Consider the following 15,826-nt stretch of genomic DNA (forward strand, 5'->3'; position numbering starts at 1 on the left):
TGCGAGAGGGCGCTCCCTGCTGTGTTAACCCCGGAAGAGGCTAAGCAGCTGTTGCGGTGCGCTGTTGGCGATGGACAGAGCCTGAACGCCCAGCTGCTGCTGCACCTGAAGGGCCTGCAGACGCGCCGACGCTTCTTCCATGTCGGCGTCGACCAGCGACCCGATCCCGGATTTGAGCGAGTCCGTCAGGTTCAGGACGAACTCCGCCTGGGTTTCGATCCGGCCGCGCACCGAGCCGAAATCAGCTGCCGAGTCGATTGCTGTCTGGATCAGGCCTTCGATGTCTTCCAGTGCCGCATCAGCGCCTTCATCCGTCGTCACGTCGATATCAGCCAGGTCTTCCAGGCCGCCGCCCTGGCTCACACCCACCGTCTCAATGGCCTGCAGCGCAAAGTTGTTGCCGCCGGTCGAGGAGCCGGTGAAGGTGATGGTGGCCACGCCGTCCGCTGCAACGGTCACCGCGGCACCGATGGTGCTCCCGGATGGAATGTTGCCTGCGTCAATTGCACTTGCGACCCGTTCATTGAATGCGTCGGCCAACGCATTGGCCATATCGGCTTGGGTGTCACCGTCGCGTGCAACGAAAGAGATCGCACGCGCCGAGTCGTCGAACGAAGAATCGATCGCGCCTGCCGAGCCCGTGATGTTGATCTGCACCGCAGTGCCTGCCTCGACAGTGTCGACGACCAGATCTGTCGTCGGCGGGGTACCGGCAGCGGTCAGCGTGACGGCTGTGCCATTGTCGATTCCACCGCTCACAGTGGTAGCGGAGCCTGCAGCTGTCGCGGTACCGACGGAGTAGTCGGTGACTTCAGTGCCAAGATCGTTCTTGCCGACATCGATGTAGCTGACGCCAACCGTGCCGTTCGAGGCGCGGTCCAGCGAGCTCAGGATTTCGACGGTGCCGGTGCCAGCTTCGTTTTCACGGTTCGAGAGCAGGTTCAAACCATTGAACTGGGCAGCACCCGAGACGGCCGAAATCTGATCGCGCAGAACGTCGATGTCCGCCTGGATCTTGTCGCGGTCGACGTTCGCCTCTTGGGCATTTACGATCTTGCCTTTGATATCCGTCAGAAGGTCCGAGATGGTTTCGGCCGCGTTCTGGGCCACCGCAACGGTGGATTCGCCCAGTGCGAGGCTGTCCGAAATCGACTGAAAGCCTTTGACGTCCGCTTCCATCACCTTCGAGATGGCCCAGACGGCCGAGTTGTCCTTGGCGCTTGCGACCGTTTTGCCGGTCGAGATTTCCGCCTGGGTCGATGCCAGGTTGGAGTTGATCGAACGCAACGTTTGCAGGGCAACCATTGCGCTGTTGTTCGTCAGAATGCTTGACATAGCATAGTCCTTTTGCTGCGACGCTTTTACGCCGATACACTTTCACCGCCCGGAGCGGTGGTTCTGAAAGTCGTTCTGACGTTTGCGATGCGCGTCGTCGGCATCGCGCCATCCGCCCTGGGATGCAGCCCGAGGAATGCCGTCAAAGTGCTAAGAGAGTCCTAAAGTCGATCGGGCGTGTGACTGGCATTTAAGACAAATACGCGGCAAACTTGGTGCAACGCTCACGCGCGTTTTTCCAGCTGGCGCGCGACTTGCGCGTCGATGGTTTTTTTCTGCCCGTCCTCGCCGTAGGTTTCCAGTGAGCGGCGGACCTTTCGCACCGCCGCAAGCCGTGCCGAGGCCCGACGGATGCCTTGCAAGGCGCCGTCAAGCAGCAACTGATTACGAGAAAGCTTGTCCTGAATGTCCGATATTACGGCCGAATCCTCGGCATCGAGCTGACCCAGCAGGTCGATCAGCGCTTCTTTGCGCTCCAGCAGGCGCGCCATCTCGTCCAGATTTCCGCTCAGAACCGCTTGCCGCTCGGCATCCAGAAGCACGTCCAGTTCATCGACCAGCGCTTGCGCAGAGGAGTCGTCACTCATTTCTTGTCTCCATCATTGACCTCAGGAAGTGTTCGGACAGGCCAATTCCTCCGGCCTTGGCGATCTTGTCCGCAATGGCCTGGCGGTGAAACGAGGCAAACTGGTCTTCTCCCTCGCCGCCGGAAAAGGAATTTACCTGCTCGCCGAAACCGGCGGCCTTGAGCATCTCGGCAAGAAACGTTGCCTCGAGCTTCTCGGCAGCCGTGCGCGCCGCGTCCAAAGACGAAGATGAAACATCACGTTTCGCGGGTGGTGTGCCCGGCGTGGGTTTGATGGGTAAATGATCGGTCACCAGAATCCCTCGAATGCTGCGAAGTTTCCTGCATTTGACACCAAAGCGGTAAAGAACTGGTAATCAACCTCTGCGAAGTTCGATGGACGAGGAAGAAATCCCGGAGCTCACGAATGTTGCACATACACTCAACCGAGACTGCCACCACTCCGCGAAAAGGCGGCACCTTGGTGATACCCGACATGGTGCCGGAAGGTGACAGGCCCGACGGCAAATCCGGGCCGGCCAGCTTCGCTTCGATTTTCGCCGAGGGCCGGTCACGCCCTTCTCCGGAAGTTGTTCCCGAAAGTTTACGGCCAGAAGCGGATATTGCCGAAAATGCGCCTGACGAGCTGGGTGATTCGGCTAATGATGTCGCCGTAGACGACGGTGACGAAGCTGATACCGATGCCCTTGTCGCGCGCGACAGCGGTCGGGGCCCCGAAACTCGGTCTATTCTTGCTCAGTCGGAAGAGGGTGAGATTGCAAAGCAGGATACGCCACATCGCGATGGCGGACCGCCCACGTCGGTCGCGCCGTCGATTATTGCGGCACCCGGCGACATGGGTCGCGACCCTTCAGGTCAGCCCGACTCCGCACTTCAAGAAACCGAAGCGGGGCATACGACAGAGAACCGCGACGTGTTGCAAAATTCCGTGCCGGGCCGTGAAAGCACGCTCCAAAGAAATGTGTCCGAGCCTCCGGCATTGCTTTGGCCTGAGGAACCGGGCCGTGACGGGATCGCAGACCGTGCCGGCGTACCCAGCGCGATGGGCGCCGAGGCGTCAATTCTGCTGGCGTCGCAGGCTACAAAACTCGCTGAAAGCGATCGCCACGTTTCTGCAGCAAGCACGGCACCGGTCTCCGGTGCGATATCGCACCCCGCGGCGTCCCATTATGCATCTCGGACCAGTGCCTCAGTTGCCGAAGATGTCCATTCGTGCGCCGAAATCGGTGCCACACAGCAACGTGACATGGATGGCGCGCGCCGCATCTCGGCTGAAGGGCAAAATGTCATCGCCAAGTCGGATACGGCGCAGGTGGCGACGCCAGCCAGGGATGCCGCAACCGCCGAGAGCATCGGCACCACTCAGCCCGCCGCGCGTGCCAAGAGTGACGCGGTGATCCAGGGGCACTCCTTTTTAAGACCGGAGGCTACCGCGCCAACAGATTTGCAGAAGCAGCCGAGCGAAAACAGTCTTACTTTGCCCAAGCCGTCGGCGCCGGAAGCAGACATGGCCAAGCTGCTGCGGCCCGCCCGCCTAGACAACGGGCCGACGACTGTAACCAAGTTCGCTTCACCATCGTCAGAGGGTTCCGCTACGATCGTCGCGGTGGCCCAGCTTGCTGCCGAGCGTACCGCGCTTTCCGTGGCCGGAACCGCGCGCGCGGGGTCCGATGCGTCTATCGTGCGCGACGCGCCTACGGCCCGAACACAGAACGGTCAGGGCATCGTCCAGTCAGGCGCCTCACCATCAGTTCGACAAGATATGCCGCAGTCGGAAACCAGGGTTCGGCCTGCTGCAGAGCCGGAGGTGACGTCTTCTTCAGGCAAGGGGCCGGCGGGGCAATCCGACGGGCCCAAGACGCCGGCAGCGCCCATGACCACCACGCCAGCCATGGTTTCTCAAATACCCGGCGCAAATCGTCTGGGTGAGGAGTGGTCGCGCGGGCTTGAGGTCGACGCCAGCCGAACGAGTGCATCCGGCGCCTTGACCAGCCAGGTCGAGACCAGTGCGCCGCTGCGTCCCAATGCCCCCATGTCAGCGCTCTCACCAGAACTGCCGCGCCATGTCGCGGAGCAACTTGCAAGCGGGTTTCGCAGCGGCGCCGACAAAAGTGTCGAGATCCGGTTGAACCCGGTCGAGCTTGGGCGTGTCCGGATCAACTTGCAGACCGGCGACACCGGCGTGATCGTCACCGTGCTGGCCGACAGGCCCGAAACCTTGGACCTGCTGCGCAGGCATACTGATATTCTCGCGCAAGAGTTTCAGGAGATCGGCTATGGGGCGGCCGAATTCTCGTTTGACCAAGGCAGTGACGCACGGTCGGATCAAGGCAGCGACGAAGATCGCGGATCCTACCACCGCGAAGGGGCCACGCTCGAAGTCGATTCGACAGGGTCCGCCGCACCAACCAACGCGTCGACGCGGATCGCGCTTGACCGTGTCGACATTCGTCTTTGATCAACCTGGAAGGACATTCTCATGGATATTTCCACACTTTCGGCGAGCGCCGGTGGGACCGCCTCGCGCGCTGCCGCATCTTCCGCAGGCGGATCATCCGTACTGAGTTCGGACTTTGAAACCTTCATCCGAATGCTGACCGTTCAAATGGAAAACCAGGATCCGCTCAATCCGATGGAGTCCACGGAATTCGCGACGCAACTGGCCACGTTCTCCAGCGTGGAACAGCAGGTTCAGACAAACGATCTTTTGTCGGCCCTTGGCGCGCAGATGGGGTTGATGGGCGTGTCGCAGCTGTCGGGCTGGATCGGCATGGAAGGTCGCGCGATCGCGCCCGTTGTTTTTGATGGCGCCCCGGTGCCCCTGACCGTCTCTGGTGATACCCTTGCCGACCGGCACGAACTGGTTGTACGCGATAGCGCAGGCACCGAGGTACAGCGCCTTGGAGTTTCCGGCGATCGCGAGGAAATCGCGTGGCTGGGCAGCGATCGAAATGGGACGCTGCTGCCCTCGGGAACGTACGATATCAGTGTCGAATCCTTCTCCGGCGACGAAATTGTCGGCTCGACGCCGGCACAGGTCCATGGCCGCATCATTGAAGCCAGGACGGAGGCAGGCCAAACCGTTCTGGTCATGGAAAGCGGCCAGGAAGTGCCGGCATCGGCTCTTCTTGGCCTGCGATTGCCGCGGTAAGATGAAAAATTTGGCGGATCGGCAACAGCTGGGCTCGAAAGGCCAGATTCTTCCGGAACTTGTAGGAATGGGTTTTATTTCGCCCGGCTTTATGGGATAAGCGAAGTGAAAAGGTGCTTCGGCATCGTGCAACCAAATGACATGGAGCCTGTCATGAAGAAACTTACGACACTTATCGCAGCCAGCGCTGTCGTTGCAGCTTCGGTTGCGCCGGCCGTTGCAGAAGAAACCGCCACGACCAACGATCCCTTCGTGTCGACCCAGTCGCTCGAAACGATGCAAATCGGCGGCGTGACTTACGTTGTCGTCGGTGTTGTCGCCGCCGGTCTTATCGTGGCACTGGCCGACGGCTCTTCCACGACGACGAGCTTGGTGACGAACTAATTCGTCCAACCGTTTGGTTATTTTCAAACGGGCCTTTCGAGGCCCGTTTTTCTTTTTCCCGGTCTGAAGCTCGATAACATGAAGCGGTCACGCATACAGCGCCCTGGCCAACTGCTGCCATGTTCAAGATGCGGGCGCGCCTAAGCGTTCAGGAACACCGCGCTCAGCGCAGATGGCTCAGCGTGAAATATCCCAGGCCTTCGCCAAGCCAGGTGCGCGCCTCTACGATTCTGCCTGAATCGCTGACCAAGTAGTAATTGTTGAACGTGTCCGTGTCCGTCTTGCAAAAAACGTCGACACGCGTCACCGCAAGCCTCAGCGCGCCACCCTCGTAAGTCTGGCGTCCATCGGGGGTGAAGGCGCAATAGGCTTCGGTTTCCGCGATCTGGTTCTCGCCGTCCAGATGCCGCAGAACCTGCCGTTCAATCCCGTCCTGGCGACGCGAGAGCATCCCAAGCAAGCCGTTGACGCTTGACGACATGAGGTCTGTGCCCAGCCCGCGCGTCGAGGTGATCACACCGCCGCGCGTCGAGACGCTGCGCCGCTCGGACGTCCCCCAGGCCGACCAGGTCCTGTAGGGGCCGTTCGTTTCAATGACACGCAACACGGCGACGCTGCCGGTTCCTTCGATCTGCATAAGCGCGAAAGGACCATCGCTCGAACTCAATGCGCGACGTATCTCGCGTTGGACAACGCTGTCGGGAATTTCCTTTTTCGTCTGTCCCTTGGCGCGGCGCGAGTCGATCACGGTCTTGCCGACGGACAGAACCGAAACGCCCTGCCGGGTGTTGGTGCAGCCCGCCATAGACAGCGCAGCTACTACCCCGACTGCGAAAAGTAGCGTCTTGCTCGGCGTCATCTCCAGTATTTCCCCCAGCTTTTGGCAACTTCCGGCCGGTGCGACTCGCGGATGGTCTCGTAAAGGCGCCCGTCGACCTCCAGCCGCTGGCCGCCGTCACGGGTGAGGGGGCGCAGGACGCCGCTTGCCTTCTGCTTTGTCGGCGTACCCACCAGCCACGACAGTGGCACGGTGAACCGGATGCCCTTGTCGAAGGACCCCTCGCCGAACTGGCTGGCCGAAACATCGGTGAAGGTGGCGAATGCGCCGATTTTCCATCCGTTGGCGAATTCCCGGTCCAGCGCAATCGTGCCGCCCCAATCGCCCGCCAGGTAACGGCCCGCATCGACCTGGCCGTGAAAGCCGTTGCCGAAGTCGTAATAGGCCGATACGTGGCCGTTGAACTCGGGGATCGTGCCGCCGGGCGTCACGCGAGAGCGCAGACCGAATTGTTGGTCGAAGTCGCGCGGATGCGTGTAGTTGATCTCGGCGCCCAACGCGAGACGGCTGTCCACCGGCTTCCACAGGACTTCGCCCGAGATACCGGCATACATACGCTCCAGATAGCCAGCAGTAACTCGGCTGTAGAAATCCGGCCAAAGGCGCCCGTATTTTGCCACCGTAAGGTTTTCGATAAACGGCTCGTCCGTGCGGTTGTAGCGGTCCACGTCCGACCGAACCTGAGGCAGCTGAGAGTTGTTTGGCCGCACCGCGCCGTCAAGATTGCCGATCACCTTCTGCCCAACAGATCCCGATACGATCCAGCCCGATCCAAGGTGATACTTGGCCTTGGCGCGGATGCCGATATCGGCCCGAAGTGGATTGCCGGGGTCGAACAGCGACGTGCGCAGGTACGGTCCGATCGACCATTCGAACCGCGGATATGTCGTGGGAAACGGGTCGGGGTAATCGCCAAACCGCAGCGTGTCGGTAAAGCGTGCGGCGGCGAGCGCCTCGCGTGCTGGCCGGTGCTCCAGACGCTCCAGGTCGGTCCGGCTGAAGGACATCGTACTGGCCGGGATGCCGTTCTCGATCAGCGTGACATGCAGCATCTCAACCGACGGGGGCAGTTCGCGGCTCATGCTGCGCAGGGTCCGTCCCAATGCCTGGGAGGTCGCGTCGTATTTGTCGTTTCGGATTCGTACATGTGCGGATCGCCCGCTCAGGGTCATGCCCTCGAGGTCCAGATCGGATTGCTGAAGGCTGCGATCAAGCGATGCGGTGATCGCCTGTTCGCGGCCTGGTTGCGTGGTCCAGCCCAGGTCCTCGGCGCTGCGCGGACCGCGCACGGCAACGGGCAGCGGCGCCAGTTCCGTGCCGCCCTTCACCGCCGGGTTCTTGGGATTGAGGTTGAATGTCAACGATGCGCCGAACTCCTCGCCATGCAGAGCAAAGGCCCGCAGCGACGTGTTTGGGCTTATCTGGTACGTCGCGGCAAAGTTCCACGGGATCGACCGTTTCAGGATGCCGGCAGCCTGCGCGGTGTCGTAATTGTCCGAGGAATACTCGGCACTCAGCAAAAGCTTGTCGGTCGCCTGATAGCTGGCCCCGCCGAAGAACGCGTAGTCGCCCTGGAACCAGTCGTCGACATTGAACTGTCCGCCCGTGCCACCCTGGTTAAAGCTGAAGGGCGTGCGCGTCCCGACGCTGCCGTCACTTGCATAGCTGCCGAACCGCCCGAAGCCGAGGCCGCCGGTCACGCGCAGGCGGTCGCCGATCGACTTGGTGGCGACGATATACTCGCCTGACAGCAGGCCCGTGCCGACGAAATCCTGAAGGCCGACCGACACCGCAGGGGTGAAATCGGTCTCGTTGAACAGACGGAACCGCAGATCGAAACTGCGGTCGTAATAGGTCGAGAATTGCGGGGTGATATCTTCGGTTCCGGCATAGCGAAAGCTGCCGGACAGCCGATCCGTGATCTGGAAACTCAGCGTCGTCCGGAAAAACCCGTCGAAATAGGTGACGTTGGTGGTCAGCTCGCCGTCGGGCGCGGTTTCGGCCGTGGGCATGTCGATCAGGCCGCCGGGCGTACCATAGTTGTTGGTCGTCCGCGTTATCAGATCGTCGGCGATTGACACGGCCGGAAGACCGAGCATCCCAAGCGCGACCAAAACGCGTGTCGGTATGCGGATCACTGCGCGTTTCCCTCCATTGACGTCCCGTCAACGTTAGCCAAGCACGTGTGATTCCGACACCGCCCGACGCGTGGCGTCTTTCGATAGATAGCAGGAGTCACATCAATGCCACGTCTTCAGAAAAATATCGTTGCCAGCAAGGTTGCCATGGCACCAAGCGTGATGCCCAGACCCAGCCATAGCACGGATTTCCAGCGCAAGCCGCGTGTTGGTTCCGGTTCGGGCGACGATTGGCGGATCAACGCGCTTTCCACGATCTTCGGCAGGCGCGGTCCATAGCGCGACAACACCATCAGCGTGCGGCGCAGATCGCGCACCGCGGCGCCGGGGCCGATATTCTTGCGGATGTAATCCTCGACCACGGGCTTGGCGACCTGCCAGATGTTGGTCTGCGGGTTGAGACTGCGCGCGACACCCTCGACAACGACCATCGTGCGTTGCAGAAGGATAAGCTCGGTGCGGGTTTCCATCCCGAATCTCTCCGTGACTTCAAAGAGATAGCTTAAAAGTCCGCCCATCGAGATTTTCGAGGCGTCCATGCCGAAAATCGGCTCTCCAACGGCCCTCAGGGCACGGGCAAACTCGTCCACGTCGCGGTCGGGCGGCACATAGCCGGCTTCGAAATGCACTTCGGCGACACGCTGGTAATCGCGCTTGATAAAGCCATAGAGGATCTCGGCATAGACCCGGCGAGTGTATTCGTCGATATGCCCCATGATGCCGAAATCATAGGCGATGATATCACCATTCGGGGCGACCTTCAGGTTGCCTTGGTGCATGTCGGCGTGGAAGAAACCATCGCGCAGCGCGTGTTTCAGAAACAGCTGCAACACCCGTTCGCCAAGCTCTGCGCGGTCATGGCCCGCGGCGTCAATGGCGGCGTTGTCGCCCATCGGCGCCCCGTCGGCCCATTCCATCACCATCACGCGCCGCCCGGACATATCCCAGTTGACGGCCGGCAGGCTGAAGCCTTCGTCCTCGGCGGTGTTGGCGGTGAATTCGCTGGCCGAGGCCGCTTCGAGCCGAAGGTCGAGTTCTCCGTTAACCACGCCCTCGAAATGGGCGATCACGTCGCGCGGTTTCAGGCGGCGCGCGGACGGGGACAGCACCTCGATCATCCGCGCCGCGAAATAGAACGCGTCGATGTCTCTTCGAAAGGCCCGCTCGATTCCCGGGCGCAGTACCTTTACCGCCACGTCCTGTCCGGTGTCTCGCAGCCGCGCCTTATGCACCTGCGCAATCGATGCGGCGGCAATCGGATCGCTGAACTCCGAGAAAACGGCGTCGACCGGCTGGCCCATCGAACTGGCAACACTGGCCTTGGCCACCTCCGCATCGAAGGGGGGGAGCTTGTCCTGCAACACCCGCAACTCCTGCGCCAGCGCATCGCCCACGATGTCTGGCCGGGTCGAGAAGACCTGCCCGAACTTGATATAGGCCGGTCCCAAGGCGGTCAGCGCGCGCAGCGCGGGCGGCATATTGGTGTCGCCCTTGTAGCCCAGCCATTGAAACGGCCAGGCCAGAAACCGCATGGTGCCGCGCACCAGGGGCGGCGCGTCCATTGCATCCATGATCAGGCGCATGGCGCCGGTGCGTTCCAGCGTGGCGCCCGTGCGGATCAGGCGCAGGATATTATGCGGCCCGCGCATGGCTCAGATCTTCCAGCCGGAATGCAGGCAGGCGATTCCCATGCTGAGGTTGCGGTACTTGGCCTGCTCGAACCCGGCCTCGCGCACCATGTTCAGAAAGGTTTCCTGGTCCGGGAACTTGCGGATCGACTCCACAAGGTACTGATAGCTGTCGCGATCGCCGGCGATGGCCCGCCCCATCTGCGGAATGATGTTGAAGGAATAAAGGTCATAGACCTTCTGCATCAGGTCGTTCGGGATCTGGCTGAACTCCAGCACCATCAGCCGCCCGCCGGGTTTCAGCACGCGAAAGGCCTCATTCAGGGCCTCCTGCGGGCGGGTGACGTTCCGGATCCCGAAGCTGATCGTGTAGACGTCGAAACTGTTGTCGGAAAAGGGCAGCGCCATCGCGTCGCCCACCACCCAGTCCAGGCTGCCGGCCATCTGTTCCGCCTCGGCCCGCTTGCGCCCCTCGACCAGCATCGGCTCAGTGAGGTCAAGCACGGTGGCGTGGCCGGACCCGGCGCGTTTGAGGAACCGAAAGGCGATGTCGCCGGTGCCGCCCGCCACGTCCAGCAGGCGCTGGCCCGGGCGCGGCGCCAGCCAGTCCATCATCGCGTCCTTCCAGACGCGGTGGATGCCGAAGGACATGGCATCGTTCATCACGTCGTATTTCGACGCGACCGAGCCGAACACGCCGCGCACGCGGCCTGCCTTCTCCTCCTCGGGGATGTCCTCGTATCCGAAATGCGTTGTTTTCCCGGTCATTTATCCCCGCGGCCTTGCCGTTTGATCCTCAAGTCCTTCTTATAGGTCGCCGGGGGCGGGTTACAATGCGCCCGTTTGGTCGCAGAGGGAGCGGAATGCCGGAATTGCCAGAGGTCGAGACAGTGCGCCGCGGGCTGGAGCCTGCGATGACCGGTGCTGTGATCGCGTCGGCACAGGTCAATCGCCCCGACCTGCGCTGGCCCTTTCCGCCGGGTATGGCCACGCGGCTGACCGGGCAGCGTGTCCTGACCCTGCGGCGACGGTCGAAATACATCCTTGCCGACCTGTCGTCGGGTGAGACGCTGTTGATCCATCTCGGCATGTCCGGCCGGATCCTGATCTCGGGCGATCCGCTGGGGCAGTTCGTGCACGATCATCCCGCGACGGAGAAACACGACCACGTGGTGCTCGACATGGCCAACGGAGCCCGCATCACCTTCAACGACCCGCGCCGCTTTGGCGCGATGGACCTGATGGCCACCGACAACGCCGAGGCCCATCCTCTGCTGGCCAAACTGGGTCCCGAGCCCTTGGGCAACCAGTTCGACGAGCCTTATCTGGTCTCCGCGCTGAAGGATAAGAACACGCCGATCAAATCCGCCCTGCTGGATCAGCGAATCGTGGCAGGCCTTGGCAATATCTACGTCTGCGAGGCGCTCTTCCGGGCCGGGATCTCGCCTCTGCGCCGCGCCAGACGTATCTCGGCCAAGCGGGTCGCGGCACTGGTTCCGATCATCCGCGCCGTGCTGAACGACGCGATCCTTGCAGGAGGATCCTCGTTGCGCGATTTCCGCCAAGCCGATGGCGAGCTTGGATATTTTCAGCACAGCTTCGACGTCTACGACCGCGAAGGTGCCCCCTGCCGCCGCGCTGGATGCCCGGGAAATGTGCGCCGCGTCGTGCAATCGGGCCGGTCGAGCTTCTATTGTGCGACCTGCCAAAGATAACCTTGATCCGACTGACCCAAATGGTAATGACTCAAGTCTGACAGAAACAAGCGAAAGCAGATTTCATGGCCTATGAGACGATCATCGTCGAAGTAGAAGACCACGTCGCCAAGATTACCCTGAACCGCCCCGATGCCCTGAATGCCCTAAACGACCAGTTGCTGGGCGAGCTTGTGGATGCGTTGCAGGATGCCGAAGGCAACGACAAGGTGCGGTGCATTGTGATCACCGGCTCGGAAAAGGCTTTTGCGGCCGGCGCGGATATCAAGATGATGTCGGAAAAGTCCTTTGTGGACGTGTTCGCTGGCAACCTTTTCGGCCCCGAGGCGGACGCCATAGTGCGCATCCGCAAGCCGATCATCGCCGCCGTGTCGGGTTATGCACTGGGCGGCGGGTGCGAGCTTGCCATGATGTGCGACTTCATCATCGCCGCGGACAATGCCAAGTTCGGCCAGCCCGAGATCAACCTTGGTGTTATGGCCGGGATGGGCGGCAGTCAGCGCCTGACACGCTTCATCGGTAAGTCCAAATCCATGGACATGAACCTGACGGGTCGCTTCATGGATGCCGAAGAAGCCGACCGTTCGGGCCTCGTCAGCCGCGTCGTTCCGGCCAAAAAGCTGATGGAAGAGACGATGGCCGCCGCCGGCAAGATCGCCGAAAAATCCATGATCGCCGTCATGGCCGTCAAGGAAGTGGTCAACCGCTCCTACGAGGTGCCTCTGGCCGAAGGCCTGCTGTTCGAGCGCCGCGTGTTCCACTCGCTCTTCGCGACCGAGGACCAGAAGGAAGGCATGGCCGCCTTCGCCGAAAAACGCGAAGCGCAGTTCCGCGACAAGTGATAAGGTGGGGCCGTGCAATGCACGCCCCCAACAACCTCAGATCACAAAGTGCAATTCGTCGAACCCCGCGCGCATTTCTCTCGTGCGCGGAGCGACGGCTTCGGGATCGCCGCTCAGCCCTTCGGCAATCAGCTTGGCCAGTACGGGCGCGTCATCCGGGGTAACGCCCCAGCGCACCAGTTCGGGTGTGCCGATGCGCAAACCGCTCATGTCGCCCGGCACCTCCGCTATGGGCAGGCCGATCCCGCAGGCCAGGAAACCGGCTTTGCGCAAGGTCTTTGACGCGGCTTGACCACCGCCGAACCTTGCCGCCTCGACCGCGAACTGGTGCGAACTGGTGTATCCGTTCGGCGTGTTGAAAACCGGAATGCCATTGGCGGCCAATGCCTCCGCCAGCGCATTGGACAGGTCGATCATCGCCTGCGCATAGGCCGGCCCGTGCTCGCGCCAGTCCAGCATCGACACCGCCAGCGCCGCCGACTTGGCTGCATCGAAGTTCGCGGTCATGCCCGGAAAGGCGATGGCGTCCAGCCGCTCGGCCAACTCTGTCTCGTTGGTGACGATCACGCCACCTGCGGGGCCGCCAAGGCTCTTGTAGGTGCTCATCGTCATCAGGTGCGCGCCTTCGTCCAGCGGGTTCTTCCATGCACGCCCGGCGATGATCCCGCATTGGTGGGCCGCGTCGAACATGACCTTCGCGCCCACGCTGTCGGCAATGGTGCGCACCTCTGCGACGGGATGTTCGAACAGGTTCAGCGAGCCGCCCACGGTGATCAGCGCGGGTTTTTCCTCCCCTGCCATCGTGCGCAGCGCGTCTATGTCCAGCGAGTAGCCATCGGGGTTGACCGGCGCCGGCACGGTGCGCAACCCAAACAGCCCGGCACAGCCGTCAAGGTGATGGGTCACATGCCCGCCGATCGTGGCCGGCGGCGCGATGATCGTGTCGCCCGGTTTGCAGGTCGCCATGAAGGCGTAGAGATTCGCCATCGCGCCCGAGGCCACGCGGATCTCGGAAAACCGCGCCTGAAAGATTTCGGCAACTAGTTCGGCTGCGATAACCTCGATCTCTTCGATCGCCTCCAGCCCCATCTCGTACTTGTCGCCGGGATAGCCCAGCGACGGGCGCGAGCCGATACCGGACGATAACAGGGCTTCGGCCCGCGGGTTCATCACGTTCGTCGCCGGGTTCAGGTTGAAACAGTCGCGTTCGTGGATCTTGCGATTTTCCTCGGCCAGGGTCGTGATCCGCGCCGCGATGGTTTCGCTGTCCTGCGACGCCGTGCGCGTAGCGATGGTCTGAACAAGCGTTTCGCTAGGGGCGGGCACCCAGTCGCGATGGGCAAGGGTCATGGTCGGTACTCCGGTTGGTTTGACCGGATCATGCCGAGGCTCGACGCGCGGCGCAAAGCAGAATAAGAATTTACCAGATTAGAAAAACTAAGGCTAATTTAAATGCCTGTATCGCCTGCCCGTCCCAAGGGTCCGCCGCTCAATGCGCTGCGCGCGTTCGAGGCCGCCGCCCGGCTGGGCGGCTTCGCTCTGGCGGCCGAGGAACTGTGCGTGACGCCGGGCGCGGTGTCGCAGCACATCAAGACGCTGGAAGACTGGGCCGGAACACCGCTTTTCGAGCGCCGTTCTCACGGTGTGCGCCTGACCAAGGCCGGGGCCAGCCTGTTGCCGGAGTTCACGGCTGCTTTCGACCAGCTTGGTCGCGCCACGCGGGCCTTGCGCGGTGTCGCGCCGGCCAAGACGGTTCAGATCGCGGCGCTGCCCTCGGTCGCCCAGCTTTGGCTGGCGCCACGGTTGCCGGCGCTGCGCGCGGTTCGGCCAAAGGCACGTATGTCCGTGACGGCACTTGAAACTCCGCCCAACCTGTCGCGGGACATGTTCGATCTCAGCCTGTTCATCGCAGTGCCAAGCAAAACTGAGGCGCAGCACGTGCTCGCCCGCGACGAAATTTTCCCGGTCTGCGCCCCGGAACTGGCGCGCAGCATCCTAACGCCGGGTGACCTTGCTGCGCAGACCCTGCTTGTCGACGCGGCCTGGCCCGACGATTGGTCGCTCTGGGCCGCGCAGGCGGGGGTGACGCTTCCCGGCCATTCCGGCAGCGCGTCCTTCTCTCTTTACGCAATGGCATTGGAAGAGGCGCGTGCGGGTGCAGGCATATTGATGGCGCACCGGGTGCTGGTAAAAACCGCGCTGGACGCAGGCCAACTTGTCTGTCCGTTCGACATCGCGGTTCCCACGGGCAAGGCCCTGATCCTGACCGCCGCACCGGGGGCCGAAGATCTGGCAACTGCGCTGCTGAAGGCCGGCTGAACGCGCTTTGCGGGCACAGGGCCGGATATCTGGAACTTTGCTGTTTGCTTTCGCTGCGTTTGCCGCTATACGCCTGCGCCATACATGCGCGTGCGGCCCGCTCTGGCCAGAATCATTCCGGCCACTTGGCCTGCCGGAACGGGTTGTCGTCGTGCACATCTGAAACGAAATGACAGACCCGAAAAGGTTCACACCATGGCCAATACTCTCCAGTCCAAGAAGCGCGCGCGCCAGAACGCCCGCCGCCTCAGTGTCAACAAAGCGCGCCGCTCGCGGATTCGCACCTTCCTGCGCAAAGTCGAGGAAGCCATCGCGTCCGGCGACAAGGAAGCTGCACAAAATGCGCTCCGTACTGCTCAACCCGAACTGATGCGCGGCGTCTCGAAGGGAGTGTTTCATAAAAACACCGCTTCGCGGAAAATGGCGCGCCTGTCTTCGCGGGTGAAATCGCTCGGCTGACACACGGCCCTAAGCTATTGAAGGAAAAGGTGCCGAATCGCGCGGCACCTTTTTTTTATGGCTATGAACGACTCGGGTTCTAGCAACTTTTTCGCGGTAAAGATCGAGTCAAGCGCTAAGAACAGTTGCCGTCTTGCTGACTCAATTGCTAATTTGCCAGAGCGATTCACGCTTGGGGGGACAGGCGCTCGCACCGGACACGGATCAACTGCTCTGATCATGCCGGTGTATCCGACCGATGTCGGGAGCCATATTGTCCAACGGAATTGGCGCGATTCATGCGGGTTGGTCCACGCTTGTGGGGACGAGACAAGGCCAGCGCTGGGTAGCGTTCAGATACAGGCCAAACGGCTTTTCGCCCGGGACTCCGTTTCGGGTGAGGGGTTGTCGTTTGCCTTTTGCCGACCGAACCGCGAACGCAATTGTAAGGG

At 61.9% G+C, this 15,826-nt stretch carries 15 protein-coding genes; 7 read left to right on the forward strand and 8 right to left on the reverse strand.

The features are described from left to right. Positions 1 to 24: 24 nt before the first annotated feature. The 3 genes from FIU86_RS19925 to FIU86_RS19935 form a co-directional block, all read right to left on the reverse strand. A complete protein-coding gene (locus FIU86_RS19925; protein WP_152476809.1) occupies positions 25 to 1,335 on the reverse strand; it encodes a flagellin in 1,311 nt (436 codons plus the stop codon). 224 nt (positions 1,336 to 1,559) lie between these two features. Beyond that, positions 1,560 to 1,922, reverse strand: coding sequence for a flagellar protein FlgN (locus FIU86_RS19930; RefSeq protein ID WP_152476810.1), 363 nt, complete (start codon positions 1,920 to 1,922; stop codon positions 1,560 to 1,562). Then, complete coding sequence (locus tag FIU86_RS19935) at positions 1,915 to 2,142, reverse strand: rod-binding protein (RefSeq protein WP_254704035.1); 228 nt, start codon at positions 2,140 to 2,142, stop codon at positions 1,915 to 1,917. The genes FIU86_RS19930 and FIU86_RS19935 overlap by 8 nt, the downstream gene beginning before the upstream one ends. 242 nt (positions 2,143 to 2,384) lie before the next feature. On the opposite strand from FIU86_RS19935, the gene FIU86_RS19940 reads away from it, so the two are divergent. The 3 genes from FIU86_RS19940 (at position 2,385) to FIU86_RS19950 (ending at position 5,456) form a co-directional block, all read left to right on the forward strand. Then, a complete protein-coding gene (locus tag FIU86_RS19940; protein WP_254704036.1) occupies positions 2,385 to 4,379 on the forward strand; it encodes a flagellar hook-length control protein FliK in 1,995 nt (664 codons plus the stop codon). Between the two features lie 21 nt (positions 4,380 to 4,400). Then, entirely contained in the window at positions 4,401 to 5,072 is a 672-nt protein-coding gene (locus FIU86_RS19945; RefSeq protein ID WP_152476812.1) for a flagellar hook capping FlgD N-terminal domain-containing protein, read from the forward strand. Positions 5,073 to 5,225: 153 nt separating this feature from the next. Continuing rightward, positions 5,226 to 5,456, forward strand: coding sequence for a hypothetical protein (locus tag FIU86_RS19950; RefSeq protein ID WP_152476813.1), 231 nt, complete (start codon positions 5,226 to 5,228; stop codon positions 5,454 to 5,456). A 163-nt stretch (positions 5,457 to 5,619) separates the two neighbouring features. Here FIU86_RS19950 and FIU86_RS19955 read toward each other — a convergent pair whose 3' ends face one another. The 4 genes from FIU86_RS19955 to ubiE form a co-directional block, all read right to left on the reverse strand. Beyond that, complete coding sequence (locus FIU86_RS19955; protein ID WP_152476814.1) at positions 5,620 to 6,315, reverse strand: YjbF family lipoprotein; 696 nt, start codon at positions 6,313 to 6,315, stop codon at positions 5,620 to 5,622. Then, the gene (locus tag FIU86_RS19960; protein ID WP_254703902.1) at positions 6,312 to 8,432 is read right to left on the reverse strand and encodes a YjbH domain-containing protein; all 2,121 of its coding nucleotides are present in this window, start codon (positions 8,430 to 8,432) and stop codon (positions 6,312 to 6,314) included. The genes FIU86_RS19955 and FIU86_RS19960 overlap by 4 nt, the downstream gene beginning before the upstream one ends. 116 nt (positions 8,433 to 8,548) lie before the next feature. Further along, positions 8,549 to 10,081 carry a 2-polyprenylphenol 6-hydroxylase gene (ubiB, locus tag FIU86_RS19965; RefSeq protein WP_152476815.1) on the reverse strand — a complete coding sequence of 511 codons (1,533 nt, stop codon included), beginning with the start codon at positions 10,079 to 10,081 and terminating at the stop codon, positions 8,549 to 8,551. Between the two features lie 3 nt (positions 10,082 to 10,084). After that, on the reverse strand, positions 10,085 to 10,828 hold the full coding sequence (gene ubiE, locus FIU86_RS19970) for a bifunctional demethylmenaquinone methyltransferase/2-methoxy-6-polyprenyl-1,4-benzoquinol methylase UbiE (RefSeq protein ID WP_152476816.1): 744 nt from the start codon (positions 10,826 to 10,828) through the stop codon (positions 10,085 to 10,087). Positions 10,829 to 10,923: 95 nt separating this feature from the next. Here ubiE and mutM point away from each other — a divergent pair, with 95 nt between their 5' ends. Next, complete coding sequence (gene mutM / locus FIU86_RS19975) at positions 10,924 to 11,775, forward strand: bifunctional DNA-formamidopyrimidine glycosylase/DNA-(apurinic or apyrimidinic site) lyase (RefSeq protein ID WP_152476817.1); 852 nt, start codon at positions 10,924 to 10,926, stop codon at positions 11,773 to 11,775. A gap of 65 nt (positions 11,776 to 11,840) precedes the next feature. Further along, entirely contained in the window at positions 11,841 to 12,617 is a 777-nt protein-coding gene (locus tag FIU86_RS19980) for an enoyl-CoA hydratase (RefSeq protein ID WP_152476818.1), read from the forward strand. 36 nt (positions 12,618 to 12,653) lie between these two features. Here FIU86_RS19980 and FIU86_RS19985 read toward each other — a convergent pair whose 3' ends face one another. Continuing rightward, positions 12,654 to 13,967, reverse strand: a complete 1,314-nt coding sequence (locus tag FIU86_RS19985; RefSeq protein ID WP_152476820.1) for a serine hydroxymethyltransferase — start codon at positions 13,965 to 13,967, stop codon at positions 12,654 to 12,656. Positions 13,968 to 14,069: 102 nt separating this feature from the next. Here FIU86_RS19985 and FIU86_RS19990 point away from each other — a divergent pair, with 102 nt between their 5' ends. Beyond that, positions 14,070 to 14,936: a LysR family transcriptional regulator gene (locus FIU86_RS19990; protein ID WP_152476822.1), complete on the forward strand. Its 867-nt coding sequence runs from the start codon at positions 14,070 to 14,072 to the stop codon at positions 14,934 to 14,936. 195 nt (positions 14,937 to 15,131) lie between these two features. After that, complete coding sequence (gene rpsT / locus FIU86_RS19995) at positions 15,132 to 15,395, forward strand: 30S ribosomal protein S20 (RefSeq protein WP_152476824.1); 264 nt, start codon at positions 15,132 to 15,134, stop codon at positions 15,393 to 15,395. Positions 15,396 to 15,826 lie beyond the last annotated feature (431 nt).

The sequence above is a fragment of the Roseovarius sp. THAF9 genome, from assembly GCF_009363715.1.
Lineage (GTDB): Bacteria > Pseudomonadota > Alphaproteobacteria > Rhodobacterales > Rhodobacteraceae > Roseovarius.

What these genes read in the sequence shown, in the direction of transcription:
- FIU86_RS19925 (WP_152476809.1), bottom strand. Translation starts at nt 1,335, where the DNA reads ATGTCAAGCATTCTGACGAACAACAGCGCAATGGTTGCCCTGCAAACG.
- FIU86_RS19930 (WP_152476810.1), bottom strand. Translation starts at nt 1,922, where the DNA reads ATGAGTGACGACTCCTCTGCGCAAGCGCTGGTCGATGAACTGGACGTG.
- FIU86_RS19945 (WP_152476812.1), top strand. Translation starts at nt 4,401, where the DNA reads ATGGATATTTCCACACTTTCGGCGAGCGCCGGTGGGACCGCCTCGCGC.
- FIU86_RS19950 (WP_152476813.1), top strand. Translation starts at nt 5,226, where the DNA reads ATGAAGAAACTTACGACACTTATCGCAGCCAGCGCTGTCGTTGCAGCT.
- FIU86_RS19955 (WP_152476814.1), bottom strand. Translation starts at nt 6,315, where the DNA reads ATGACGCCGAGCAAGACGCTACTTTTCGCAGTCGGGGTAGTAGCTGCG.
- ubiB (WP_152476815.1), bottom strand. Translation starts at nt 10,081, where the DNA reads ATGCGCGGGCCGCATAATATCCTGCGCCTGATCCGCACGGGCGCCACG.
- ubiE (WP_152476816.1), bottom strand. Translation starts at nt 10,828, where the DNA reads ATGACCGGGAAAACAACGCATTTCGGATACGAGGACATCCCCGAGGAG.
- mutM (WP_152476817.1), top strand. Translation starts at nt 10,924, where the DNA reads ATGCCGGAATTGCCAGAGGTCGAGACAGTGCGCCGCGGGCTGGAGCCT.
- FIU86_RS19980 (WP_152476818.1), top strand. Translation starts at nt 11,841, where the DNA reads ATGGCCTATGAGACGATCATCGTCGAAGTAGAAGACCACGTCGCCAAG.
- FIU86_RS19985 (WP_152476820.1), bottom strand. Translation starts at nt 13,967, where the DNA reads ATGACCCTTGCCCATCGCGACTGGGTGCCCGCCCCTAGCGAAACGCTT.
- FIU86_RS19990 (WP_152476822.1), top strand. Translation starts at nt 14,070, where the DNA reads ATGCCTGTATCGCCTGCCCGTCCCAAGGGTCCGCCGCTCAATGCGCTG.
- rpsT (WP_152476824.1), top strand. Translation starts at nt 15,132, where the DNA reads ATGGCCAATACTCTCCAGTCCAAGAAGCGCGCGCGCCAGAACGCCCGC.